Raw genomic sequence first — 23,325 nt, 5'->3', positions numbered from 1 at the left:
GGCATTCCTCCAAGGGGCCGTCGACCTGCCTGGACGATGATCCGAGGCATGGCATTACGCCCGACATGGGACAATGAAGTACGTGCTCTTCCCCCTGGCTGACCTGTCCGGGGACCACCTCTGATCGACTGGGATGTGCAGCACGTGCGTTTCCTCAACGACATCCAGCCCCCGTACGACCTGACGTACGACGACGTCTTCATGGTGCCGCGCCGCAGCGCGGTCGGATCGCGTCAGGGCGTGGACCTCAGCTCCCCGGACGGCACGGGCACCACCATCCCGCTGGTCGTCGCCAACATGACCGCCATCGCCGGGCGCCGGATGGCCGAGACGCTGGCCCGGCGCGGTGGCCTCGTCGTCATCCCGCAGGACATCCCGATCGAGGTCGTCACCGAGGTCGTCGCCTGGGTGAAGAGCCGCCACCTCGTGCTGGACACCCCGATCCGGCTGGCCCCGCACCAGACCGTCGCCGACGCGCTGGCCCTGCTGCCCAAGCGCGCGCACAACGCCGGTGTCGTCGTCGACGAGGACCAGCGCCCGGTCGGTGTCGTCACCGACGCCGACCTGACCGGTGTGGACCGCTTCACCCAGCTCGGCGAGGTCATGTCCCGTGACCTGCTGCTGCTCGACGCGGACATCGACCCGCGCGAGGCGTTCAACAAGCTGGACGCGGCCAATCGCCGCTACGCGCCCGCCGTCGACAAGGACGGCAAGCTCGCCGGCATCCTCACCCGCAAGGGCGCCCTGCGCGCCACGCTGTACTCGCCGGCCGTCGACGCGGACGGCAAGCTGCGTATCGCCGCCGCCGTCGGCATCAACGGCGACTTCGTGCAGAAGGCCAAGCAGCTGCTGGACGCGGGCGTGGACACGCTCGTCATCGACACGGCCCACGGCCACCAGGAGTCGATGATCAGCGCGATCAAGCAGGTGCGGGCGCTCGATCCGCAGGTCCCCATCGTGGCCGGCAACATCGTCGCCGCCGAGGGCGTCAAGGACCTCATCGACGCGGGCGCCGACATCATCAAGGTCGGCGTCGGCCCCGGCGCGATGTGCACCACCCGCATGATGACCGGCGTCGGCCGGCCGCAGTTCTCGGCGGTCATGGAGTGCGCCGCCGAGGCGAAGAAGTACGGCAAGCACGTGTGGGCCGACGGCGGGGTCCGTCACCCGCGCGACGTCGCGATGGCCCTCGCGGCCGGCGCGTCCAACGTCATGATCGGCTCGTGGTTCGCGGGCACGTACGAGTCCCCGGGCGACCTCCAGCAGGACGCCAACGGCCGCCTCTACAAGGAGTCGTTCGGCATGGCGTCCGCCCGCGCGGTGCGCAACCGCACGTCGGACGAATCGGCCTACGACCGTGCCCGCAAGGCGCTGTTCGAGGAGGGCATCTCCACCTCCCGCATGTACCTCGACCCGGCCCGCCCGGGCGTCGAGGACCTGATCGACTCGATCATCGCGGGCGTCCGCTCCTCCTGCACGTACGCCGGCGCGGGCTCCCTGGAGGAGTTCGCCGAGCGCGCGATCGTCGGCATCCAGAGCGCGGCGGGCTACGCGGAGGGCAAGCCCCTGCACGCGAGCTGGAGCTGACCAGCTCCCTTTTCTGCAGGTGGACCGGAGCCACCAACTCCCTTCCGTACGGCCCCTGTTGTCCCGGCGCCCGGGATATTCGGGGGCCGTCGGCGTCTCCGGCGGCTACCGTCGGGCGTATGGAGATCGCCGTGTGCCGGGCCGCCGACGTGGCGCTGCTCGACCAGTACATCGGCTCGCCGGGGGCCGTCTCGTCCCATGCCCGGCGGTTCGCGCGGCAGGGGGCGGGCGGGGGTACCTATCTGGTCGCCTGGATCGACGGTCGGCCCGTCGGGCACGCGGAGGTGATCTGGGACGGCTGCGCGGCCCCCGAGGTGCGGGCCGCCCTGCCCGGCTGCCCGGAGCTCAACGGTCTCGGCGTCCGGCCCCCGGAGCTGCGCTCGCGCGGCATCGGCGGCGCGCTGATCCGGCGTGCCGAGGAACTGGCCCGGGAGCACGGCCGTACGGTCCTCGGCCTGGGCGTCGCGGCCGACAACCCGAGGGCCGCCGACCTCTACGCACGGCTCGGCTACCGGCGTCTGACGGACTACGTGGACCGGTGGTCGTACGAGGACCGCGACGGGGTGATCCGCGAGTGCGTGGACCCCTGCACCTTCCTCACCAAAGAGCTACCGTCAGGCTCTCTTGACGTCAAGCGGACTTGACGTAACGCTGAAGCCATGACCACACCCCAGAGCATCGAACCCGAGCACACCCTCCTCACCGCCGTCGCCCGCCTCGACGACCTCCGCACCCGCGAGTCCCTCGCCGGCTTCGGCAGCGACGCCGAGGCGCTCGACCGCACCGAGACGCTGGAACTGCTCGCCCTGAGCGAAGTCGTCGCCCGCAAGGCCGCCTACGGCCGTCAGCTCACCGTCCGCGCGGCCCGCGAGGCCGGTGCCTCCTGGACGCAGATCGGGGCCGCGCTCGGCATGAGCAAGCAGGCCGCGTGGGAGGCGCACACGCGATGGATCGACGCGCAGGCGGAGGTGTTCGGGCAGCCCGGGCGGATCGGGTTCGACGAGGAGGACCTGGCCGCGGCGCGGGCCCTCGCGGGGGAGCCGGACGAGGGCTGAACCAGACCCTGACGAGGGCCGTGTCAGGCGTTGCGCAACGCCCCACCCCCACCGCGCAACGAATCAACACCCGCGTCCCACGAACGCAACGATCTTGCGAAGACGCGCAAGGTTGCCGCATTACGACCAGGACGCGCGGCCTCGTAGGGTCAAGCGCTGTACCCAGCGCGCGGCAGGACACCCGCTCGGCGGCCCCCTCCGTGCCGCCCGTCCCTGCCGCCACGACCGGCAGCGACAAGGAGCCCCCGCGTGCTCGACCAAGGCGCACCCCAGCACCACCGAGGCCAGGCCGCCGCCCCACCGTCCCCGGGGCTCGGCGCGCGTCTGATGCGCCGCAAACCCGTGGAACTCCTGGTCGCCGAGGGCGGCCAGGGCGAGGGCGGCTCACTCCGCCGCTCGCTCGGGCTCTGGCAGCTGACGATGATCAGCATCGGCGCCACCCTCGGCACCGGCATCTTCGTCGTCCTCGGCGAAGCCGTCCCCAAGGCCGGCCCCGCCGTCACCCTCTCCTTCGTGATCGCCGGCCTCACCGCCCTCTTCTCGGCCCTCTCCTACGCGGAACTCGCGGGCACCATCCCGGTAGCCGGTTCCTCGTACTCGTACGCCTACGCCACCATGGGCGAGCTGATCGCCTGGATCTGCGGCTGGTGTCTGGTCCTGGAGTACGGCGTCTCGGTCGCCGCCGTCGCCGTCGGCTGGGGCGAGTACCTCAACGAACTGCTCGACGGGACCATCGGCGTCACCATCCCGGACGCCCTGTCCGCCCCGCCCGGCGACGGCGGCATCTTCAACCTCCCGGCGCTGATCGTCGTACTCCTCGCGATGGCGTTCCTGCTCGGCGGCGCCAGGGAGTCCGCGCGGGCCAACACGGTCATGGTGTGCGTGAAGATCGCCGCGCTGGTGCTGTTCTGCGCGATCGGCATCCAGGGCTTCAAGTCCGGCAACTACGACCACTTCATGCCGCTCGGCATGGCCGGCGTCAGCGCGGCCGGTGCCACGCTCTTCTTCTCGTACATCGGCTTCGACGCCGCCTCCACGGCAGGCGAGGAGGCGAAGAACGCCCAGCGCGACCTGCCCCGCGCGATCATGCTCTCGCTCGTCATCGTGACCGCGCTGTACGTCCTCGTCGCGGCCGTCGCCGTCGGCGCGAAGCCCTGGCGCCGCTTCAACGACTCCGAGGCCGCCCTCGCCCAGATCATGCGCGACGTGACCGGCCAGTCCTTCTGGGGCACCCTCCTCGCCGGCTGCGCGGTCATCGCCATCGCGAGCGTCGTCCTGACCGTGCTCTACGGCCAGACCCGCATCCTCTTCGCGATGTCCCGGGACGGGCTGGTCCCCAAGGTGTTCGGCAAGGTCCACCCGAAGACGGGAGCGCCGCGCGCCAACACCGTCATCGTGTCTCTGTTCTGCGGAGTCCTCGCGGCCGCCATCCCGCTCGGGCAGCTCGCGGACGCGACCAGCATCGGCACGCTCTTCGCCTTCGCGCTGGTCAACATCGCCGTCGTGGTGCTGCGCCGGACCCGCCCGGACATGTCCCGCACCTTCCGCGTACCGCTGTCGCCGGTGCTGCCCGCCGTCGGCTTCGCGCTGTGCGTGTGGATGATGGGCAGCCTCTCGGCCGTCACCTGGGTGGTCTTCGGAATCTGGATGGCCGTCGGGCTCGTGTTCTACTTCGTATACGGCCACCGCCGCTCCCGACTGGCACCCACCGCACCACCCGAGAAGTGATCGATCCCCCGTGCTGAACGAACTCGACGAACGCATCGTGCACGCCCTCGCCGAGGACGCCCGCCGCTCCTTCGCGGACATCGGGCAGCTCGTCGGCCTGTCCGCGCCCGCCGTGAAACGGCGCGTGGACCGGCTGCGGGCCACCGGCGCCATCACCGGCTTCACCGTACGGGTGGACCCGTCGGCGCTCGGCTGGGAGACCGAGGGGTTCGTCGAGATCTACTGCCGCCACAACACCTCCCCGGACACCATCCGGCGCGGCCTGGAGCGTTACCAGGAGGTCGTGGCCGCGTCGACGGTCACCGGCGACGCGGACGCGGTCGTCCAGGTCTTCGCCGCCGACATGCGCCACTTCGAGCGGGTCCTGGAGCGCATCGCGGGGGAGCCGTTCGTGGAGCGGACCAAGTCCGTGCTGGTGCTGTCGCCGCTGCTCCGGCGTTTCTCGTCGGGCTCGCCGACCTGAGCCGCGGGGGCTACTCGGACCGGCGGCGGACCGCCGACAGCAGCCGGCGTACGGCGATCACGTGCCCGCCGCTGGAGATGACGAGCCGCCGGTAGAGGCCCCCGGCCAGGCCGGGGAAGGCGGCCCGGGTCTCGGCCCACAGCAGCGAGCGCCCCGGGCCGGTCGGCTCGACGTGGAAGATCAGGGCGTACGACGAGAAGCGGTGGCTGCCTTCGACGACCAGCTCGCGCCCCGGGACCGCCGAGGTCACGTGGAAACCGGCGAACGTCGAACCCTCGGCGAGGGGCCGGGGCCCAGAGGTCTCGCGGTCGGCGGCGCGGACCAGGTGTGCGTACAGGGTCGCCCGCGCGGAGGAGTGGCCCATCACCTGGCTCAGGCCGCGCCACACGGCGTCGGGCTCCGCCGCGACGACCGTGGTCTGTTCGCCGACACGGGGCAACGCGGCAATCTCCATCAGGACCTCCATGACGTCGGACCCGTCCCCCTTGCTACGACTGTCCCACAGCGCGGCCGGAGGCTCTCACTCCGCCGTCTTCCGCGCCAGCGCGTTGTTCCCTATCGAGTTGTGCACGCTGAAGCTCACCGCGTCCGAGCGATAGCGGTCGTCCGACCACTCAACCGGCCGTCCCTCGCGGGTCGTTGTCACCCGGCGCACCCGCAGCAGCGGACTGGTCCGCCGGATGCCCAGCAGCTCCGCGTCCTGCGCGCCCGCGGCGACCGCGTCGATGACGTGCTCGCCGTAGGCGAAGACCAACCCCGTGTCGTCGTACAGGCGTTGAGTGACCGACGGGCACTCCGGCTCGATCGCCTCGACGGCGGGGGAGATCCAGTCGGCGTACACCGTCCGCTCCAGGAGGACCGGCTCGCCGTCCAGACCGCGCACCCGCAGGACGTGCAACACGGAGGTCCCCGTGGTGAGTTGGAGGCGTACGGCGTCCTCGGCGGTGGCCGGGCGGTACTCCTGCGTGACCACGTGTCCGGTCGCCTCGCGTTCCATCGCGCGGGCCCACTCGGCGAAGCTGCGCAGTTCCGCGAAGCTCTGGCTGCGGCGGCTGGTCAGCACCACCCGGCGGGCGCCCTGGCGGGAGCCGATCAGCCCCTCGGCGGTGAGGGCCGCGACGGCCTGGCGGACCGTGCCGCGTGAGACGCCGTACTGCGCCGCGAGGTCCGTCTCCGCGGGCAGCCGGCTGCCGACTGTGTACTCCTCGCGGTCGATGGCCTGGCGCAGCTCGTCGGCGATCTCCTCGTGTCGCGCCGTCATGCTTCCCCTCCGAATTGGCCACTGTGCACAGCGTGAGCAGCGTAGTCGAGTTCCCTTGGTGATCCGTGTCAGCCAGGAGTGTGCAGTGAATAAGGGGTCACGGTTTCGCCAATGTTTACGAACAGGACACCATCGGCGGGCGTACTGAGGCCAACTTGTTCAGACAAGTTCTCCGCTCTGCTCAAACCGTCGTGCGCACCCCTGGAGAGACCGTGACCGTGTCCCCGCCGAGAAACGCCGTCCTGGGTGGATCCCTCGCCGTCGTCGCCGCGCTTGCCCTCAGCGCCTGTGGCGCCGCTCCCACCAACTCGTCGACCACCGCCGACGGCAAGAACGCCGCCACCGCCACCTCCGTCGCCGACTTCGGGGGCATGGACGCCCTGGTGAAGGCGGCCAAGAAGGAGGGCACGCTGCACACCATCGCGCTGCCCCGCGACTGGGCCAACTACGGCGCCCTCATCGACGGCTTCACCAAGAAGTACGGCATCAAGATCACGGACGAGAACCCGGACGGCTCCAGCCAGGACGAGATCAACGCCGTAACCTCCCGCAAGGGCCAGGACCGTGCGCCCGACGTCCTTGACCTCGGCTCCTCCTTCGCGCTGAGCGCCGCCCAGCAGGGCCTGCTCGCGCCGTACAAGGTCGCCTCCTTCGACCAGATCCCCGCGGGCCAGAAGGACCCGAAGGGGCAGTGGTTCAACGACTACGGCGGCTACATCTCCATCGGCTGCGACGCGAAGCGCGTGAAGACCTGTCCGACCACCTTCGCGGATCTGCTGAAGCCGCAGTACAAGGGGCAGGTCGCGCTCAACGGCAACCCCACCAAGTCGGGTTCGGCCTTCGGTGGCGTGTACGCGGCGGCGCTCGCCAACAAGGGCTCCTTCGACGACATCCAGCCCGGCCTGGACTTCTTCGCCAAGCTGAAGAAGAACGGCAACTACACGCCCGTCGAGTCCACCCCGGCCACCGTCGAGAAGGGCGAGACGCCCATCTCCATCGACTGGGACTACCTGAACGCCGGTTACGCCGACGAGTTCAAGTCCAAGGGCGTCGACTGGAAGGTCTCCATCCCGAGCGACGGCCAGTACGCGCAGTACTACTCGCAGGCCATCAACAAGGACGCCCCGCACCCGGCGGCCGCCCGCCTGTGGCAGGAGTACCTGTACAGCACCGAGGGCCAGAACCTGTGGCTCAAGGGGTACGCGCGTCCGGCGCTGATGACCTCCATGGAGTCGGCCGGCACGCTCGACAAGACCGCCGCCGCCAAGCTCCCGCAGGTCACCGGCGCGCCGTCCTTCCCGACCGAGGCCCAGCAGAGCAAGGCCAAGACGGTCATCGCGCAGGGCTGGGCGAAGGCCGTCTCCGGATGACGGCCACGCTCACGCGGGCCGATGTGGTCGCCGCCGCTTCCTCGAAGCGGCGGCGCCGCGTCCCCAGCTGGATCGCCGTGGTCCCGCTGCTCGTGTTCGTCGCGGTCGCCTTCGGGGTGCCCGCCGTCGCGATGCTGAACGGCGCCTTCACCGTCAAGAACCAGACGACGGGCGCCACTTCGTACAGCACCGCCAACCTCACCGAATCACTCAAGGGCGCCTACCTCACCGCGCTGATCGGCAGCGTCAAGCTGTCCGCGCTCGCGGGCGCCCTCGGCACCCTGCTCGGGCTGCCGCTCGCGCAGGTCGTCGTCACCTCCCGCTTCCGCGCGCTGCGCGAGGCCGTCCTCACCGCGTCCGGCGTCCTCGCCAACTTCGGCGGTGTCCCGCTGGCCTTCGCGTTCGTCGCCACGCTGGGCAACGCCGGTGTCCTGACGACCCACTTGGGCCTGAAGGACAAGGGCTGGGACCTCTACAGCTTCTGGGGCCTGGTCCTCGTCTACCTGTACTTCCTCATCCCGCTGATGGTCCTCACCATCACCCCGGCCCTGGAGGGCCTGCGTACCCAGTGGCGCGAGGCCGCCCAGAACAACGGCGCCACCGGCGTGCAGTACTGGCGCCACGTCGCCCTGCCGGTCCTCGCGCCCTCCCTGCTCGGCGGATTCGTCCTCCTCTTCGGCAGCGCGTTCGCCGCGTACGCCACCGCCGCGGCCATGGTGGGCAGTTCGATCCCGCTGATCACCCTGCAGATCGCCGACGCCATCTCCGGCAACGTGCTGGTCGGCCAGGAGAACGTGGCGCTGGCGATGAGCCTCGACATGGTCCTGGTCGCGGGCCTGGTCATGGCCGTGTACCTGCCCCTGCAACGACGGAGCGCGCGATGGCTGGACGCCTGAACCTCTGGCGGTGGGTCGTCCTCGGCCTCGCCGCCCTGTACTTCCTGGTCCCGCTCGCCGCGTCCGTGGTCTTCACGGTCGACGTGCCGGGGGAGGGCGTCACCTTCGACGCGTACACCCAGATCGTCTCCGCCGACGGCTTCACCTCCAGCCTGGTGCTCTCGCTGGAACTCGCCGCCGCCACCATCGCCGTAGTGCTGCTCCTGATGGTGCCCGCCATGGTCGCGCTACGGCTCGGCGCGCCCCGCCTGCGTCCGGTCGTCGAGGTGATCTGCTCGCTGCCGCTGGTGGTGCCGCCGATCGCGTTCGTCGCCGGTATCGCCACCGTCCTCAAGTGGGGCCCCGACTACCTGTCCCGCACCCCGCTGTTCCAGACGTTCGTCGCCATCCAGAACCCGAGCTTCCCGTTCATCCTCGTCCTCGCCTACGTGGTGATGGCGCTGCCGTTCGTGTACCGGGCGCTGGACTCCGGGCTGCGTGCCATCGACGTGAAGACCCTCGTCGAGGCCGCCCGCAGCTGCGGCGCGAACTGGCCGCAGGCGCTGGTGCGGACCGTACTGCCCAATCTGCGCGGGGCGTTGCTCAACGCGTCCTTCCTCACGCTGGCGCTGGTGCTCGGCGAGTTCACCGTGGCCCAACTCCTGGGCTTCCAGCCCTTCGCCGTGTGGATCTACAGCGTCGGCGGGTCCAACGCCCAGCTCTCCGTCGCCGTCTCCGTGCTCAGCCTGGTCGTCACCTGGGCACTCCTCCTCACGCTCGCCGGTGTCGGCGGACGTGACAAAACCGCTTCGTCCCGGGGATGAACCATGACCGCCACCACGCTTGAGAAGACAACGACGGACAACGCCGCGACCGTCGAATTCCGGGGCCTGCGCCGGGAGTTCGGCCCCACGGTCGCCCTCGACGGACTCGACCTGACCGTCCAGCCCGGCGAGTTCCTGGCCCTGCTCGGCCCCTCCGGCTGCGGCAAGACAACCGCCCTGCGCATGCTCGCCGGCTTCGAACACCCCACCTCCGGCGAGGTGTTGGTGGACGGCAAGGATGTCACCCAGGTCCCCGCCCATCGCCGCGACGCCGGGATGGTCTTCCAGTCGTACAGCCTCTTCCCGCATCTCAACGCGCTCGACAACGTCGCCTTCGGCCTGCGCATGCGCAAGGTGAACAAGGCCGAACGACGTTTTCGCGCCAACGAGTTGCTCCACCTTGTCGGGCTCGGCGACAAGGGCGAGAGCTTCCCGCACCAGCTCTCCGGCGGTCAGCAGCAGCGCATCGCCCTGGCCCGTGCGCTCGCCCTCCAGCCGCGCGTCCTGCTCCTCGACGAACCGCTCTCGGCGCTCGACGCCAAGGTGCGGCTGTCCCTGCGCGAGGAGATCCGCCGCCTCCAGCAGGAACTCGGCATCACCACTCTCTTCGTGACGCACGATCAGGAAGAGGCGCTGTCCATAGCCGACCGGGTCGCCGTGATGCGCGCCGGAAAGCTCGAACAGTGCGCCGCACCGGCCGAGTTGTACGGCCGGCCCACGACCGCGTTCGTCGCCGAGTTCGTCGGCACGATGAGCCGCCTCCCGGGGCAGCTCTCGGACGGGGTCGTGGAGGTGCTCGGCCAGCGGCTGCCCGTCGACGGCGAGGCACCGGCAGGACCCGAAGTCGACGTGCTGGTACGGCCCGAGGCGATCGACGTGCACGCCGACGAGGCCGGTGACGCGCGTGTCGTCGGCACCGCGTTCCTCGGCGCGGTCGTCCGCGTCAGCGTGCTGCTCGGCGACGGCACCGAGGTCAAGGCCGACCTGCCCACGCACGAGGCCACCACCCTGGGCGCCGGAGTCGCTGTAAAGGTGTCGCTGCCGGAACGGCCGGTACTCGTGGCAGACCGCATCAACCCGTAGGGCCCAACCGCCCGTAGCGCACCCGCAGTGAAAGAGAGAAACGTGACCCCCCACGCCCAACTCCCGCTCCAGGCCGTCCTGTTCGACATGGACGGAACGCTCGTCGACACCGAGCGGCTGTGGTGGGAGGCGGTCGAGCAGGTCGCGGGCAGAACCCTGACGGACGCGGACCAGCCGGAGGTGCTCGGCCGCCCGGTCGAGCACACCGCCGACTGGCTCGCCACGACCACGGGCGCCCCGGCGGCGGACCTCGCGGCCGCACTGCACCGGGAGTTCGCCGCCCGCGTCCGCACCGGCATCGTGCCCCGCCCCGGCGCGCTCGACCTCCTCGACGCCCTCGCCCGCGACGGCGTCCCCACGGCCCTGGTCACCGCGTCCCCCCGCGCGGTCGCCGACACCGTCCTGGACGCCCTCGGCGCGAGCCGCTTCGCGGTCTCCGTCACCGCCGACGACACCGGGCCCACCAAGCCCGCCCCCGATCCCTACCTCGCCGCCTGCCGCGCCCTCGGCGTCGACCCGGCGGCCTGTGTGGCCGTGGAGGACACCCAGACCGGCGTCAGCTCCGCCGAGGCGGCCGGCTGCGCGGTCCTCGCCGTACCGTCGCTGGCCCCGATCGACGCGGCACCCGGCCGGACGGTGCGGGAGAGCCTCGTCGGGGTCACCCCGGCAGCCCTGCGCGCGATGGTGACGCACGAATCGCCGTACGAGCTACGCGTGTTGACCTGGAACCTCTGGCTCGGCGGCAGCAAAGTCGACGACCACCGGACCAAGCAGCTCAAGGCGATCGCGGAGACCGGCGCGGACGTGGTCGGCCTCCAGGAGACCGGCGGTACCGCCGCCGAGGAACTCGCCGAGGCGCTCGGCTGGCACCACCACCGCGCCGGCGAGAACCTCGGCGTGATCAGCCGCCACCCGATCACCGCCCGCTTCGACGACCCGGACGTCGGCTTCTACGGAGCGGCGGGCGTACGGATCGCCGTATCCGAAGGCCGCGAGATCGACCTGTGGACCTGCCACCTCGACTGCACGCCCTACGGCCCCTACGAATCCGCCTACGACGGGCTCCCGGCCGCCGACCTGATCGCCCACGAGGACGTCCGGCTCGCCCAGATGCGGGATGCCCTCGGCCGGATCGCGGAGGTGGCCGCGGACGCCGTCCCCGTTGTCCTGGTCGGTGACTTCAACAGCCCCTCGCACCTGGACTGGCCGGACGTGGAGTGGCCGGTGACGAAGGCGGCGGCGGACGCGGGGTTGCGCGACTCGTACCGGGAGGTCCACCCGGACCCGGCCGCGGACCCCGGGCACACCTGGTCGCCGATCCACCCCGTGAACGAGGACGGCAGTGGGCGCGCCGAACCGCAGGACCGTATCGACTACGTCCTGCACCGGGGGCTGACCGTGCTCGACTCCCGGACGTTTGTGGTCGGCACGCCTAGCCCCTGGCCGGACGTGGCCGCCAACTGCTGGCCGTCGGACCACGCGGCCGTCCTTACGGTGTTCGCGGTGCCCCGCGGTTGAGTGACACAAGCGGTCCGGCAGCGCGCCCCAAAGGGGCGCGGGGCTGTGTCGATGTGCGGCTCCGCCGCGTGGGCGCGACCAGCCACAACGGACCCGCAGCCGACGCACGGGCCTTCCAGCGGAGGCACCATCAAGGGTTCCAGAAGAACGACACGTGCGCCCGGTCGAAGCGGCGCTCGGCCAGATCCTGCTTCGGGATCACCCAGTGCAGGGTGGAGCCCTCCCGCCCGTTGAGACCGATGTCCCACTGGGCGAGCAGGGTCCACTCCTCGGGGGCGGGCAGTTCCGTGGCGTCGGCGGACCCGGGCGTCGCCTCGGCCTCGTGTCGGCGCGCCCGTTCCGCCTCCGCCGCCGCGTCCGTGACGGGGTCCGTCTCCGTGCACTCGTGGGACGCGTACCCGCCGATGTGCAGCGGTCCGTCGACGACGATGCCGCCGTACGTCTCGTCCCAGGCCTCGGCCAGGTCCCAGGCGTGGGGATGGCCGGGGAGCGTGACGGTCTCGTCGCCGCCCTCCGGGGACGGGGCCAGGAAGTGGTGCGGCAGGGAGACGTCGGGCGCCAGCCGCAGTTCCTGCTGCGGGAACTGCTCGTAGACGGCGAGCGTCGCGCCGTCGAAGAACGTGTCCCCCTCCTCGCCGTAGACGCAGGGGTACTTCGTGTTCCGCTCCTCGACGGGTGTCCCCTCGGGGATGTGCACGACCTCACCGGCCGTACTGCCGTAGTACGTCATCTCGGGGAAGCCGAAGAACAACAGGCGTCCATCAGAGGGCAGTTGAAGGCCCGTCGTCTCCTCGGGCAGGGCCGCGCAGTCGAGGGTGGCGAGTAACGGGTACCAGGGGTCGGGCGCGTCGGCGGGCAGCAGCAGCGGTCCGCCGAACCTGCCGACGACCGGCCCGTCCCCGCGCGTGACGAGGGTCGCGGACGGACGTGCGGTGGCGATCCACCGCTCGACGTCCTCGAGCGGTATCCCGCGCCCCAGTGCTTCCTCGCGGAAGGGAGTGAGCCGGTTGATCAGGTCAGGATTCATGGACGGAAACCTACGCCCGGGGTCTGACAGCCGGTTCGCCGCAACCGAACGACCCGCACCCACCAGGCACGCAACGAATCGCCGCCCCGTCCCACCCGCACGCAACAAACCGCTCACCGGCGCGCAACGGCTCCTTCTTGTCCGGCCCAGCCCCTCGGCCGTACCGTCTAGGTGGGCCCCGATAGGTGGCTCTTCAACCTTTTCGTACCGGTGAGGAACACACATGCGCACCGCCCTCCTCCAGAGCTCCGGCCGCCCCGGCTCCCTCGTCGAGAACCTCAAGGTCCTCGACGAGGCCGCGGGCCGGGCCGCGGCCGGCGGTGCCGGGCTGCTCGCCGCGCCGGAGATGTTCCTCACCGGATACGCGATCGGCGACGACATCGGCCGCCTCGCCGAACCCGCCGACGGCGACTCCGCGGACACGATCGCCGACATCGCCCGCCGCCACGGCCTCGCGATCGCCTACGGCTACCCCGAGCGCGACGGCGACGCCGTGTACAACTCGGCCCAGCTCATCTCCGCCGACGGCACCCGCCTCGCCAACTACCGCAAGACCCACCTCTTCGGCGACTTCGAGCGCGCCCACTTCACACCGGGCGAACAGCCGGTCGTCCAGGCCGAGTTGGACGGCCTGACCGTCGGGCTGATGATCTGCTACGACGTCGAGTTCCCGGAGCCCGTCCGCGCGCACGCCCTCGCCGGCACCGACCTGCTCCTCGTCCCGACGGCGAACATGCACCCGTTCCAGTTCGTCGCCGAGTCCCTGGTCCCGGTGCGCGCCTGGGAGAACCAGATGTACGTGGCGTACATCAACCGCATCGGCCAGGAAGGGGAGTTCGACTTCTTCGGCCTCTCCACCCTCGCCGGCCCCGACGGAGTCGCCCGCACCCGCGCCGGCCGCGGCGAGGAACTCCTCCTCTCGGACCTGGACCCCGAGTTCCTCGCCAACTCCCGTGCGGCCAACCCGTATCTGACGGACCGTCGCCCCGGCCTCTACGGGTCCCTGGCCTGAATCCCCCCTGCTGTTCCCGCACTTGTACTTGTTCTTGTTCCGCTAGGAGTCCGTACCCCATGACGTCCACGGTGCCCAACGCCGTCCAGCACGCCGACGAGCGGCAGCCGCCGATCACCATGTTCGGGCCGGACTTCCCATACGCGTACGACGACTTCCTCGCCCACCCGGCGGGCCTCGGCCAGATACCCGCGACCGAGCACGGCACCGAAGTCGCGGTGATCGGCGGCGGGTTGTCCGGCATCGTGGCCGCCTACGAGCTGATGAAGATGGGCCTCAAGCCCGTCGTCTACGAGGCCGACCAGATCGGGGGACGGTTGCGGACCGTCGGCTTCGACGGGTGCGATCCCTCCCTCACCGCCGAGATGGGCGCGATGCGCTTCCCGCCCTCCTCCACCGCCCTCCAGCACTACATCGACCTGGTGGGACTTGAGACCCGGCCGTTCCCCAACCCCCTTGCGGAGGCGACCCCTTCGACGGTCGTCGACCTCAAGGGCGAGTCGCACTACGCGACCACCGTCGACGACCTCCCGCAGGTCTACCGCGACGTCATGCACGCCTGGAACGCCTGCCTCGAAGAGGGCGCCGACTTCTCCGACATGAACCGCGCCCTGCGCGAACGCGACGTCCCGCGCATCCGCGCGATCTGGTCGAAGCTCGTCGAGAAACTCGACAACCAGACCTTCTACGGCTTCCTCTGCGACTCGGAATCCTTCAAGTCCTTCCGGCACCGCGAGATCTTCGGCCAGGTCGGCTTCGGCACCGGCGGCTGGGACACCGACTTCCCCAACTCGATCCTCGAAATCCTGCGCGTCGTCTACACCGAGGCCGACGACCACCACCGCGGCATCGTCGGCGGCTCCCAGCAACTCCCGCTCCGCCTCTGGGACCGCGAGCCGCAGAAGATCGTCCACTGGCCCTACGGCACCTCGCTGGCCTCCCTGCACGCGGGCAGCGCACCCCGCCCCGCCGTGACCCGGCTGCACCGCACCGCCGGCAACGGCATCACCGTGACGGACGCGAACGGCGACATCCGCACCTACCAGGCGGCGATCTTCACCGCCCAGTCCTGGATGCTGCTCTCGAAGATCGCCTGCGACGACTCGCTCTTCCCGATCGACCACTGGACCGCGATCGAGCGCACCCACTACATGGAGAGCTCCAAGCTCTTCGTCCCGGTCGACCGGCCGTTCTGGCTGGACAGAGACGAGGAGACCGGCCGGGACGTCATGTCGATGACCCTCACCGACCGTATGACGCGCGGGACTTACCTCCTCGACGACGGCCCGGACAAGCCCGCCGTCATCTGCCTCTCGTACACCTGGTGCGACGACAGCCTCAAGTGGCTGCCGCTGTCCGCGAACGAGCGGATGGAGGTCATGCTGAAGTCGCTCGGCGAGATCTACCCGAAGGTCGACATCAGGAAGCACGTCATCGGCAGCCCGGTGACCGTCTCCTGGGAGAACGAGCCTTATTTCATGGGCGCGTTCAAGGCCAACCTGCCCGGCCACTACCGCTACCAGCGGCGCCTGTTCACCCACTTCATGCAGGACCGGCTGCCCGAGGACAAGCGGGGCGTCTTCCTCGCCGGCGACGACATCTCCTGGACCGCGGGCTGGGCCGAGGGCGCCGTCCAGACCGCGCTGAACGCGGTCTGGGGCGTCATGCACCAACTCGGCGGCACGACCGACCCGACCAACCCCGGGCCGGGGGACGTCTACGACGACATCGCCCCGGTCGAACTCCCGGAGGACTGAGGGGAGTTCAGCCGGCCGGAGGTGAACCGGCCGGAGTTCCTCAGACCCCGGCCGCCCGCGCCTTCTCGTACACCTCGGCGGCGACGGCCTTGAGCTCCTGGGCGTCCCGCGGGGTGGTCTGGAGGTCGATCAGGATCTCCTCCAGGCCGACCGCCGCGTGGGCCACGAGGTCCTCGACGATCTGGTCGGCGCTGCCCTGGAAGGGCTGGCGGTCCGGTCCGTCGTAGGGCTTGGCCGTGTACACGGTGTTGACCCGCACGACTGTCCGGATCGGTTCGGTGCGCCCGCGTTCGGCCGCGAGCTCCTGCAACTCCCGCCATTGGGCGGCCAGTTGCTCGGCGCCCATGCCCACCGGCAGCCAGCCGTCGGCGTGGTCGACCAGCCGCCGCTGGGCCTTCTTGTTGCCCGCGGCCAGCATGATCGGGATCGGCCGGGCGGGTTTGGGACCGACCACGGCCGAGGCGATCTTCGTCAACTGCCCGTCGTACGTCACCGGGTCGGGGCCCCAGACCGCCCGGCACACCTCGATCAGCTCGTCGAGGACCTTGCCGCGCTCCTCGAACGGCCGGATGCCGGAGGCCGCGTACTCGTCGAGCGACCAGCCGGTGCCCAGGCCCGCGATCACCCGGCCGCCGCTCGCCGCGTCCAACGAGGCCAGCGACTTGGCCAGTTGGAAGGGGGTGTGCAGCGGTGCCACCAGCACGCTGCTGCCCAGCCGGGCCCGCTCGGTGACCGCTGCGGCGAGGGTGAGGGTGACCAGGGGCTCGGCCACGTTCCGGTACGCGTCCGGCCAGGGGAGGCCCTCGATGCCGTACAGGCCCTGGGTGGCGGGCTCCGGGAAGAGGGCCCGCTCGAAGACCCACAGGCTGTCGTAGCCGATCTCCTCGGCGGCGCGGGCCACGTCGGGAACGTCCGTGCCGATGGTGTACTGGTGCATCTGGGGGAGGCTGAGGCCGAGCCGAATCGTCATACCGATGCTCCTTCGCATGGGGATGCGTGCGTCAACGTAGGGCGATCACCGGAGGATTCCGAGGCGGCTCGCACGACGACCGGATCAGGCCACCTCAGTCGGGCAACGGCGTCAGCATCATGCGGCCCGCGAGCCCCACCGCCGCGTCCAGCCGCTCGGTGAACTCCTCGGCCACATCGGGCAGTCCGCGCAACGCCCACAGTGCCCGCGCCGCCGTCCAGGTGGCCTCGCGGGCCCGCTCCAGACTCCATGAGCCGAGCAGATGCGTGAGCGGATCGGCGATCTGGAACAGATCGGGCCCGGGCATCAGCTCCTCGCGGATGCGCTCCTCCAGCGAGACGAGGAGATCGCCCACGCGGTCGAACTCGTCCTCCAGCTCGGCCGGTTCGCAGTCGAGCGTACGACAGGCGTCCACGACGGCGAGCGCGAGATCGTGGCCGATGTGCGCATTGATGCCGGACAGGGCGAACTGCAGCGGACGTACGCCGGGATGGCGCCGAAGCTGGAACAGCGGTCGCCAACAGGCGGGCGGGCGGCGCCCGTTGGCCGCCGCGTCCACGGCCGCGAGGTACCGCTCCGCGAACCGTACGTCCAGCGTGATCGCGGCCCGCGCGTCGGCGAACCGCCCGGCGTCGACGCTCCGGTCGACCGCCTCCGTGACGGCGAGGTAGACGCGGTTGAAGACCGCGATCCCGTCCCGGGCCGGCAGTTCCTCGTCGAGCGCGCGCAGCCGGGAGACGACCTTGTCCACGGGTGTGGTGAAGTGTGCCAATTGCCCCATGGGGGCAGCGTCCCAGCCCTAGGCTGGCCGAGGTGCCGCCGGGCCCGACACTTCCCCAGAACGGGGGAACGGGTTCGGCGCGAGGGGGCAGGGTGTCGGGTTCGCGTGGCCGGCGGCGGGGGCGGGCCGCCCGGCGCGGCGTGCTGGTGGTGGCCGCGTCGGTCGTGGTCGCGGTCGGCACGGTGACCGGGATGATCAAGGCGCTGGACGACGAGCGCGGCGCGAACGCGGCGCGGCTCGACGCGAGCGGGGCCACGCTGCTGGTGCTGCTGCCTGACGTACCGTCAACAACCGCCTCCACAAAGGCGAGTTCCTCCGCGTCCGCCTCGGCCAAGCCGAGGAAGAGCGCCGTGCCCTCTCCCACGAAGACCGGCAGGAAGCGGTCGGCGGCCGTCTCCCCGAGCCTCTACCGCCACCCCGAGTCGCAGGTCCTCGACTGGGTCCGCGATCACCCCGACGACCCCCGTACCGAGGTCATAGAGTCCCGGATAGCCGATCAGCCGGCGGCGGTGTGGTTCGCGGACTTCACGCCGTCGACGATCACCTCCCGGGTCCGCGCGGTCACTTCGGGCGCCGCCGCACAGGGCCGGGTGCCGGTCGTCGTGCCGTACGCGATCCCGGACCGGGACTGCGGCGGGGCCTCCGAAGGCGGGGCGTCGGACTTCGCCGCGTACGACGGGTGGATCGACAACTTCGCGGCGGGGCTGGGCTCCAGGGAGGTCGTCGTCATCCTCGAACCGGACTCCATAGCCCAGGCCGACTGCCTCTCCGAGGCCCAACGCGCCGACCGCTTCGAGGCGTTGGCCCGCGCGGGCCGCGTCCTGAAGGCCGCCGACCCGAAGGCCCGCGTGTACTACGACGCGGGCCACTCCGACTGGAACCCGGCCGCACAACAGGCGGCCCTGCTCAAGCAGGCGGGCGCGGCCTCCGCCGCCTCTTCGGACGGCGTCTTCAGCAACGTCTCGAATTTCCACGCCACTTCGGCCGAGATCGCCTACGACCGCCAGGTCCTCGACGCCCTCGGCGGCCCCGCGGATCTCGGCGCGGTCATCGACACCAGCCGCAACGGCAACGGCGCCCCGGCCGACGGCCAGTGGTGCGACCCGGCGGGCCGCAAGATCGGCCGGGCGCCGACCCTGAACACCGGGGAGGCACGGATCGACGGTTATCTGTGGGTCAAGCTGCCGGGGGAGTCGGACGGTTGCAAGGGCGCGGCCGGCACGTTCACGGCGTCGTATGCATACGACTTGGCACGCTGATCCTCTCGTCCACGGGAAAGGACTGTGCGCCGACACGAAAGACGGCTTGGCCGCGCCTTGGCAGAGTCGTCCGCGAGTCACCGTCGGGTGTCTCGGCCGGTACTCGTGAACGGTGGCGGAACGAAGCATGTCAGAGACAGCGATCAGCACATACGCGATGGGAAAGACTTCCGAGGAGACGGCCAGGCTGGATGTCCAGGACGCGCTGTACGGAGGGTTCACCGAGTACCTCCTGAGGGCCGCCGGCCTGCGAGAGGGAATGCGTGTCCTCGACGTCGGCTGCGGCACGGGCGGAGTGTCTCTCGCCGCCGCGCGGATCGTCGGCCCGCAGGGCCACGTCGTGGGCGTGGACATGAATCCGGAGGTCCTGGAGACCGCGCGCGACAATGCCGCCGCGGCCGCGATGGGGAATGTCAGGTTCGAGCACCGGGTGCTGCCCGATGTCGAACTCGCGGAGCCTGTCGACGCGTTGGTGGGTCGACTCATCCTGATGCATCTCCAGGACCCCGTGGCGGTCGTGAAAGCGCTGACGAGGTCGGTACGTCCCGGCGGCCTCGTGACGTTCCAGGAAATCAATATCTCCCGGGCGCGCGCCATTCCCGAGGTGCCCTTGGTGACGACCTGCCGGGAGTGGATCTGCGCGGGGCAGCGAGAGGCAGGCAGCAACCCCGACATGGGCGAACAACTGGCCCAGGTGCTGCGATCGGCGGGGCTGGCCCGTCCCGCGGTCGCCGTTGCCGTGCCGACGGGAGACGCGGACTCGGTGGCGATGTCTCTCGTCGCCGAAACCGTGCGCAGTCTCCTGCCGTTGATCGAACGCAGCGGTGTCGCCGACGCCCAGGACGCGGATGTCGAGACGCTGCACAGCCGCCTGTCGCAGGCGTGCGAGGAAGCGCAGGCGACGATCTACCTGTCGGAACTGGTCGCCGCGTGGGGCCGACTCGATTAAGGGCTGTCCCGTAACGGCCGGGGGGGGCGACAGTCGGGCTCAGACTGCGTCGTGGTCTGCTGCGGCGGCCCAGCGACGGATGTGGTGGTCGGGATGGGCCTCGGCGGATGCGAGTGTGCTTTCAAATAGTTCGTGCAGGTGTGGCGGATATGCCGCCGGGGAGGTAGGCAGGCCCAGCAGGACGCGGTGGCGCATCCGCAGATCGGTGGCCTCGGCGAACACCCGCATGGAGGCTTCCAGCCAGGCGTCCTTGATGTCCTGTGACTCGTCCAGAGCGGAATCACGTACCCCGCCGGGTTCGTACGCTGGGGACCGATCTTCGCGCAAAGGCACATGGGCGCAGTACCAGGCCCGCACGGCACCCCCTCGCTCAGCATCCGTGCCGATCCGTAGGTAGTCGACCATTGCTGCCATCACACGGCGCCGTCCGAACGCGTAGACCGCCGGTTCGACGAACCAGCGGCAGAAGCTGGGGTCTGGGTCGTACACGGCTGCCGCCATCAACGGGGCGAACAACTCCTCGGGCAGAAAGGCACGTTCGAGCAGCGGCTTACGCACCGCATGTGCGAGGTGGCGGGCATGCCGGTTGTCTGGCTTCATGGCGACGTCTTCGACACCCAGCAGCTGAGCAACCTCCGTTGTGCACGTCAGGAATGAACGCGGTTCTATGCTGCTCTGTTCATCTTCGGCCACGACAGCATTCTGGACTGGACGCGTCAGTAGGCACAGCACCGTTGGGCGCCGCCTCTTGCGCGGAAGGCACTCGTTCGGCCTCCTCCCGGGGTGGAACGATCATGGTGTGGCTGGTGTGGTCACGGCGTCGGCGCCGTCTTGGACAGCCCCCTTCAGCGGACCGGGCCCGGGTGGCTTTAGCAAGTCGGTGGCCGTGATTCGGCACGAGCAGGCCATCGATCTGCACCGCGGTCGCCCGTGGAGCCTGTCGCTTGAGTACCGCATCCGAGTACCGCATCTTGCTGGTCACGGCGTACTGGCGCACGAACTTGACGATGCGGCAGCTTGCCCCGGTGTTCGGGATCTCCAAGTCGTCCGCGGACCGGATCATTGACCACCTCGGGCCGATGCTCGCGCTCCAGCGGCGGAAGCGGTTCGGTAAGAACACCGTGCTCATCGTGGATGGCACGCTGGTGCCCACCCGCGACCACACAGTTGCCGAGCAGTCGAAGAACTATCGGTACTCCACCGCCCATCAGGCCACCGGTCCGGTCATTCCACACCGTCGGCGCCAGGGGGAAGAGCTCCCGTCCTGGAAGGAGGAACGCAATCGCTTCACAAGCAGGTTCGTGCCCGAGTGGAGCACGTCTTCGCCCGTATGAAGACCTGGAAGATCCTCCGCGACCGCCGGCTCAAAGGAGAGGGGGTCCACCATGCCATCCTCCGCGTTGCCCGCCTGCACAACCTCACCCTCGCTGGATGGATGCGCACCCCGACGACCGTGTCCCCATCCGCTTGAAGATCACTTACGGGACAAGCCTCGGTACGCGGGAGTCCGGCGGACCAGCACACCGCCGTACTGGTCCGATCGAAATCGTGGGAACGGCCAATTCCATGAGAGGAAAAGGGCCTATCGGTTCGATTCGGGCCAGTCGGTGTACCGAATGCGACGCAGGTCGAGAACCTCGCCGAGGGTGCTCCACTCGTCTTTGCCCAGGCGGGCCAGCGGGCGTAGCCGAGTGGCTTCCGGATGGCCGTTCTCCAGAACGGTTTCGTCGATCGCGATGTGTATCACCCGTCCGAAGACCACAGTGGAATTACCCAGCAGAAGGGTGCTGTGGAGTTCGCACTCCAGCGCCACGGGGGAGCGGGCGACGCGCGGTGCCTTCACCCGCGCGCCGGCCTCGCGCTCGACCCCCACGGCGTCGAATTCGCTCACGCCTTCCGGGAATTCCGTCGCGGTCTTGTTCACCTCGTCGATGAGCGGTTCCGGGGCGAGGTTGACGACGAACTGTCCGGTGGCCTCGACATTGCGCAGCGAGTCCTTACGGCCGACCGAGGTGAACTGCACGATGGGCGGCGCGACCGACGAGACGGTGAAGAAGGAGTGGGGAGCGAGATTGTCGACGCCGTCGGCGGAGACCGTCGAGACCCAGGCGATGGGGCGCGGAACGACAGTCGACGTGAGCAGACGGTAAACCGCGAAGGGCTCAAGCTGGGCCGGGTTGTATTCAGTGCGCATACCAGCGATATATCAGATGCCCGCGAGGTGCGGTGCCGTCGTCTCGGTGGTTCAGGCCGGACATCACGTCCAAGGCAAAGAACTGTGCGCCGACGCGAAAACTGGGCAGCACCGCCGTGGCGCCGCGCCGCGCCGCGCTGGACGCCGCGCTCCACTGCGGGGGCTCGCTATCCGCGTCCATGAATCCGGTCCGGACCATTGTCACGGGTACCTGGTGGTTCTACGCTCGCACAGTTCCATTCATGAACAACGTTCACATCCATGATTGGAGTTGGTGCATGAGTGCCAGACCCCGCCTCGGCGTCCTTCTCGCGGCCGTGGCCACGCTGACAGCCGTGTGCGTCCCCTCGGCCGCTGCGCACTCGGCGCCGGCCGCCCCCAACACCGCCGTCCTCGACGGCGCCCGCCTCCAGCAGACCAAGCTCCGCCTGGACCGCGGTGACCCCCAACTCCGCCGCGCGGTCAAGCAGTTGACGACCCGCGCCGACAACTGGCTGCACCAGGGCCCCTGGACGGTCGTCGACAAGCCGAAACCCGCCCCCGGCGGCGATGTTCACGACTACCTGAGCCAGGCCCCCTACTGGTGGCCCACGACCACCCCGACCGCCGCCAACCCCTGGGGCTGCCCGTACGTCCAGCGCGACGGTCAGCGCAACCCCGAGGTCGACACGGGCACCGACCGCCAGGACGTCGAGAAGGTCTTCGACTCGACGTACGACCTCGCGCTCGCCTGGTACTACACCGGCGAGAAGCGCTACGCGCACAAGGCCGACCAGGTCCTGCGCACCTGGTTCCTCGACCCGGCCACGCGGATGAACCCCAACCTGAACCACGCCCAGTTCATCCCGTGCAAGTACGACGGCCGCGCCATCGGCGTCATCGACTTCTCCCAGTCGTACACCAGCGTCGTCGACGCCCTCGCGATCCTCGGCACCGGCGCCCCCGGCTGGACGCGGAACGACCGTACGGCGATGGCCAGTTGGAACTCCGACTTCCTCGACTGGCTGAAGAACAGCGCCTTCGGCAAGGAGGAGGGCGCCGCCGCCAACAACCACGGCACCTTCTACGACATGCAGGTGGCCGCCCTCGCCTACGCGACCGGCGACAAGGCGCTGGCCAGGCGGACCGTGCTGGACGCGCGCGCCAAGCGCATCGACCCGCAGATCGCGGGCGACGGCAGCCAGCCGCAGGAGCTCGCGCGGACCCGGAGTTGGCACTACTCGACCTTCGACCTGGTCGCGTACACCCGGCTCGCGGCCATCGGCCGGCATGTCGGCGTGGACCTGTGGAGCTATCAAGGCCCGGACGGGCAGGGCCTGTTGAAGGCGGTGGACTATCTGCTGCCGGCCGCGACCGGCGCCGCCGCGTGGTCGCATCCGGAGCTGGAGTTCTACCGGTACGCGGCGAGCGACGTCGTCCACGCGGCTGCCGATGCGGGCGACGCCCGCGCCAAGGCCGCCGTACCGAAGCTGGAGGCGCCGCCCGGCGGCGACCTGTGGGCGCTGCGTCCGGCGGCCGAGCAGCTGGACTCGATCGCCGGATGACCGGCCCCCCGTAGACCCTTCCCTTGGGCCTCCCGTAGGCCCGCCTGAGCAGGGCCTTCCCGGCAGGG

General features: G+C 70.2%; 22 protein-coding genes and 1 pseudogene. 16 read left to right on the top strand and 7 right to left on the bottom strand.

What is annotated here, in order from left to right:
- The first annotated feature begins 144 nt into the window (after positions 1-144).
- From SPR02S_RS24820 to SPR02S_RS24800, 5 genes are all read left to right on the top strand, one after another.
- Positions 145-1,587, top strand: coding sequence for a GuaB1 family IMP dehydrogenase-related protein (locus SPR02S_RS24820; protein WP_026150838.1), 1,443 nt, complete (start codon positions 145-147; stop codon positions 1,585-1,587).
- A 119-nt stretch (positions 1,588-1,706) separates the two neighbouring features.
- Entirely contained in the window at positions 1,707-2,231 is a 525-nt protein-coding gene (locus SPR02S_RS24815; protein ID WP_019059709.1) for a GNAT family N-acetyltransferase, read from the top strand.
- A gap of 15 nt (positions 2,232-2,246) precedes the next feature.
- Positions 2,247-2,642: a hypothetical protein gene (locus SPR02S_RS24810; protein WP_019059708.1), complete on the top strand. Its 396-nt coding sequence runs from the start codon at positions 2,247-2,249 to the stop codon at positions 2,640-2,642.
- Positions 2,643-2,891: 249 nt separating this feature from the next.
- A complete protein-coding gene (locus SPR02S_RS24805) occupies positions 2,892-4,370 on the top strand; it encodes an amino acid permease (protein ID WP_019059707.1) in 1,479 nt (492 codons plus the stop codon).
- Positions 4,371-4,380: 10 nt separating this feature from the next.
- A complete protein-coding gene (locus SPR02S_RS24800) occupies positions 4,381-4,833 on the top strand; it encodes an Lrp/AsnC family transcriptional regulator (protein WP_019059706.1) in 453 nt (150 codons plus the stop codon).
- Between the two features lie 10 nt (positions 4,834-4,843).
- Here the strand turns inward: SPR02S_RS24800 and SPR02S_RS24795 are convergent, their stop codons facing one another.
- Both SPR02S_RS24795 and SPR02S_RS24790 read right to left on the bottom strand, forming a co-directional pair.
- Positions 4,844-5,287, bottom strand: a complete 444-nt coding sequence (locus tag SPR02S_RS24795; protein ID WP_020684208.1) for a hypothetical protein — start codon at positions 5,285-5,287, stop codon at positions 4,844-4,846.
- Positions 5,288-5,353: 66 nt separating this feature from the next.
- A complete protein-coding gene (locus SPR02S_RS24790; protein WP_019059704.1) occupies positions 5,354-6,094 on the bottom strand; it encodes a GntR family transcriptional regulator in 741 nt (246 codons plus the stop codon).
- 212 nt (positions 6,095-6,306) lie between these two features.
- Between SPR02S_RS24790 and SPR02S_RS24785 the strand changes: the two genes are divergently transcribed.
- The 5 genes from SPR02S_RS24785 to SPR02S_RS24765 are packed head-to-tail and all read left to right on the top strand — an operon-like array spanning position 6,307 to position 11,764.
- Entirely contained in the window at positions 6,307-7,464 is a 1,158-nt protein-coding gene (locus SPR02S_RS24785; protein ID WP_019059703.1) for an ABC transporter substrate-binding protein, read from the top strand.
- Positions 7,461-8,360, top strand: a complete 900-nt coding sequence (locus SPR02S_RS24780) for an ABC transporter permease (protein WP_019059702.1) — start codon at positions 7,461-7,463, stop codon at positions 8,358-8,360. The genes SPR02S_RS24785 and SPR02S_RS24780 overlap by 4 nt, the downstream gene beginning before the upstream one ends.
- Positions 8,345-9,163, top strand: a complete 819-nt coding sequence (locus SPR02S_RS24775; protein ID WP_019059701.1) for an ABC transporter permease — start codon at positions 8,345-8,347, stop codon at positions 9,161-9,163. The genes SPR02S_RS24780 and SPR02S_RS24775 overlap by 16 nt, the downstream gene beginning before the upstream one ends.
- A gap of 3 nt (positions 9,164-9,166) precedes the next feature.
- A complete protein-coding gene (locus SPR02S_RS24770) occupies positions 9,167-10,246 on the top strand; it encodes an ABC transporter ATP-binding protein (protein ID WP_019059700.1) in 1,080 nt (359 codons plus the stop codon).
- 42 nt (positions 10,247-10,288) lie between these two features.
- Entirely contained in the window at positions 10,289-11,764 is a 1,476-nt protein-coding gene (locus tag SPR02S_RS24765) for an HAD-IA family hydrolase (protein ID WP_019059699.1), read from the top strand.
- A gap of 130 nt (positions 11,765-11,894) precedes the next feature.
- On the opposite strand, the gene SPR02S_RS24760 is transcribed toward SPR02S_RS24765, so the two are convergent.
- Positions 11,895-12,791, bottom strand: a complete 897-nt coding sequence (locus SPR02S_RS24760) for a DUF1963 domain-containing protein (RefSeq protein ID WP_019059698.1) — start codon at positions 12,789-12,791, stop codon at positions 11,895-11,897.
- Positions 12,792-13,014: 223 nt separating this feature from the next.
- Between SPR02S_RS24760 and SPR02S_RS24755 the strand changes: the two genes are divergently transcribed.
- Together SPR02S_RS24755 and SPR02S_RS24750 are read left to right on the top strand one after the other, a co-directional pair.
- The gene (locus tag SPR02S_RS24755) at positions 13,015-13,803 is read left to right on the top strand and encodes a carbon-nitrogen hydrolase family protein (protein ID WP_019059697.1); all 789 of its coding nucleotides are present in this window, start codon (positions 13,015-13,017) and stop codon (positions 13,801-13,803) included.
- A gap of 59 nt (positions 13,804-13,862) precedes the next feature.
- Positions 13,863-15,560, top strand: a complete 1,698-nt coding sequence (locus SPR02S_RS24750) for a flavin monoamine oxidase family protein (RefSeq protein WP_019059696.1) — start codon at positions 13,863-13,865, stop codon at positions 15,558-15,560.
- 40 nt (positions 15,561-15,600) lie between these two features.
- On the opposite strand, the gene SPR02S_RS24745 is transcribed toward SPR02S_RS24750, so the two are convergent.
- Both SPR02S_RS24745 and SPR02S_RS24740 read right to left on the bottom strand, forming a co-directional pair.
- Positions 15,601-16,530: an LLM class F420-dependent oxidoreductase gene (locus tag SPR02S_RS24745; protein ID WP_019059695.1), complete on the bottom strand. Its 930-nt coding sequence runs from the start codon at positions 16,528-16,530 to the stop codon at positions 15,601-15,603.
- 94 nt (positions 16,531-16,624) lie between these two features.
- Positions 16,625-17,311: a DUF5995 family protein gene (locus tag SPR02S_RS24740; RefSeq protein ID WP_019059694.1), complete on the bottom strand. Its 687-nt coding sequence runs from the start codon at positions 17,309-17,311 to the stop codon at positions 16,625-16,627.
- Between the two features lie 140 nt (positions 17,312-17,451).
- Here SPR02S_RS24740 and SPR02S_RS24735 point away from each other — a divergent pair, with 140 nt between their 5' ends.
- Both SPR02S_RS24735 and SPR02S_RS24730 read left to right on the top strand, forming a co-directional pair.
- Positions 17,452-18,570: a glycoside hydrolase family 6 protein gene (locus tag SPR02S_RS24735; protein ID WP_020684207.1), complete on the top strand. Its 1,119-nt coding sequence runs from the start codon at positions 17,452-17,454 to the stop codon at positions 18,568-18,570.
- Positions 18,571-18,697: 127 nt separating this feature from the next.
- Positions 18,698-19,519 carry a class I SAM-dependent methyltransferase gene (locus tag SPR02S_RS24730; protein WP_026150836.1) on the top strand — a complete coding sequence of 274 codons (822 nt, stop codon included), beginning with the start codon at positions 18,698-18,700 and terminating at the stop codon, positions 19,517-19,519.
- 39 nt (positions 19,520-19,558) lie between these two features.
- On the opposite strand, the gene SPR02S_RS24725 is transcribed toward SPR02S_RS24730, so the two are convergent.
- A complete protein-coding gene (locus SPR02S_RS24725; protein WP_245607610.1) occupies positions 19,559-20,212 on the bottom strand; it encodes a hypothetical protein in 654 nt (217 codons plus the stop codon).
- 106 nt (positions 20,213-20,318) lie between these two features.
- Between SPR02S_RS24725 and SPR02S_RS56235 the strand changes: the two are divergent.
- Positions 20,319-20,990: pseudogene (locus tag SPR02S_RS56235) on the top strand (transposase family protein).
- Between the two features lie 111 nt (positions 20,991-21,101).
- Here the strand turns inward: SPR02S_RS56235 and SPR02S_RS24715 are convergent.
- Complete coding sequence (locus SPR02S_RS24715) at positions 21,102-21,713, bottom strand: flavin reductase family protein (RefSeq protein ID WP_019059690.1); 612 nt, start codon at positions 21,711-21,713, stop codon at positions 21,102-21,104.
- Positions 21,714-21,991: 278 nt separating this feature from the next.
- On the opposite strand from SPR02S_RS24715, the gene SPR02S_RS24705 reads away from it, so the two are divergent.
- The gene (locus tag SPR02S_RS24705) at positions 21,992-23,257 is read left to right on the top strand and encodes an alginate lyase family protein (RefSeq protein WP_019059688.1); all 1,266 of its coding nucleotides are present in this window, start codon (positions 21,992-21,994) and stop codon (positions 23,255-23,257) included.
- Positions 23,258-23,325 lie beyond the last annotated feature (68 nt).

The sequence above is a fragment of the Streptomyces prunicolor NBRC 13075 genome (assembly GCF_000367365.1).
GTDB lineage: Bacteria > Actinomycetota > Actinomycetes > Streptomycetales > Streptomycetaceae > Streptomyces > Streptomyces prunicolor.
This window is presented reverse-complemented; position numbering and strand designations above follow the sequence as displayed.

Excerpts from the sequence above, each read along its gene's own strand:
- SPR02S_RS24815 (WP_019059709.1), top strand. The coding sequence starts at position 1,707 with ATGGAGATCGCCGTGTGCCGGGCCGCCGACGTGGCGCTGCTCGACCAG.
- SPR02S_RS24810 (WP_019059708.1), top strand. The coding sequence starts at position 2,247 with ATGACCACACCCCAGAGCATCGAACCCGAGCACACCCTCCTCACCGCC.
- SPR02S_RS24795 (WP_020684208.1), bottom strand. The coding sequence starts at position 5,287 with ATGGAGATTGCCGCGTTGCCCCGTGTCGGCGAACAGACCACGGTCGTC.
- SPR02S_RS24790 (WP_019059704.1), bottom strand. The coding sequence starts at position 6,094 with ATGACGGCGCGACACGAGGAGATCGCCGACGAGCTGCGCCAGGCCATC.
- SPR02S_RS24780 (WP_019059702.1), top strand. The coding sequence starts at position 7,461 with ATGACGGCCACGCTCACGCGGGCCGATGTGGTCGCCGCCGCTTCCTCG.
- SPR02S_RS24775 (WP_019059701.1), top strand. The coding sequence starts at position 8,345 with ATGGCTGGACGCCTGAACCTCTGGCGGTGGGTCGTCCTCGGCCTCGCC.
- SPR02S_RS24770 (WP_019059700.1), top strand. The coding sequence starts at position 9,167 with ATGACCGCCACCACGCTTGAGAAGACAACGACGGACAACGCCGCGACC.
- SPR02S_RS24760 (WP_019059698.1), bottom strand. The coding sequence starts at position 12,791 with ATGAATCCTGACCTGATCAACCGGCTCACTCCCTTCCGCGAGGAAGCA.
- SPR02S_RS24755 (WP_019059697.1), top strand. The coding sequence starts at position 13,015 with ATGCGCACCGCCCTCCTCCAGAGCTCCGGCCGCCCCGGCTCCCTCGTC.
- SPR02S_RS24750 (WP_019059696.1), top strand. The coding sequence starts at position 13,863 with ATGACGTCCACGGTGCCCAACGCCGTCCAGCACGCCGACGAGCGGCAG.
- SPR02S_RS24745 (WP_019059695.1), bottom strand. The coding sequence starts at position 16,530 with ATGACGATTCGGCTCGGCCTCAGCCTCCCCCAGATGCACCAGTACACC.
- SPR02S_RS24740 (WP_019059694.1), bottom strand. The coding sequence starts at position 17,311 with ATGGGGCAATTGGCACACTTCACCACACCCGTGGACAAGGTCGTCTCC.
- SPR02S_RS24730 (WP_026150836.1), top strand. The coding sequence starts at position 18,698 with ATGTCAGAGACAGCGATCAGCACATACGCGATGGGAAAGACTTCCGAG.
- SPR02S_RS24715 (WP_019059690.1), bottom strand. The coding sequence starts at position 21,713 with ATGCGCACTGAATACAACCCGGCCCAGCTTGAGCCCTTCGCGGTTTAC.
- SPR02S_RS24705 (WP_019059688.1), top strand. The coding sequence starts at position 21,992 with ATGAGTGCCAGACCCCGCCTCGGCGTCCTTCTCGCGGCCGTGGCCACG.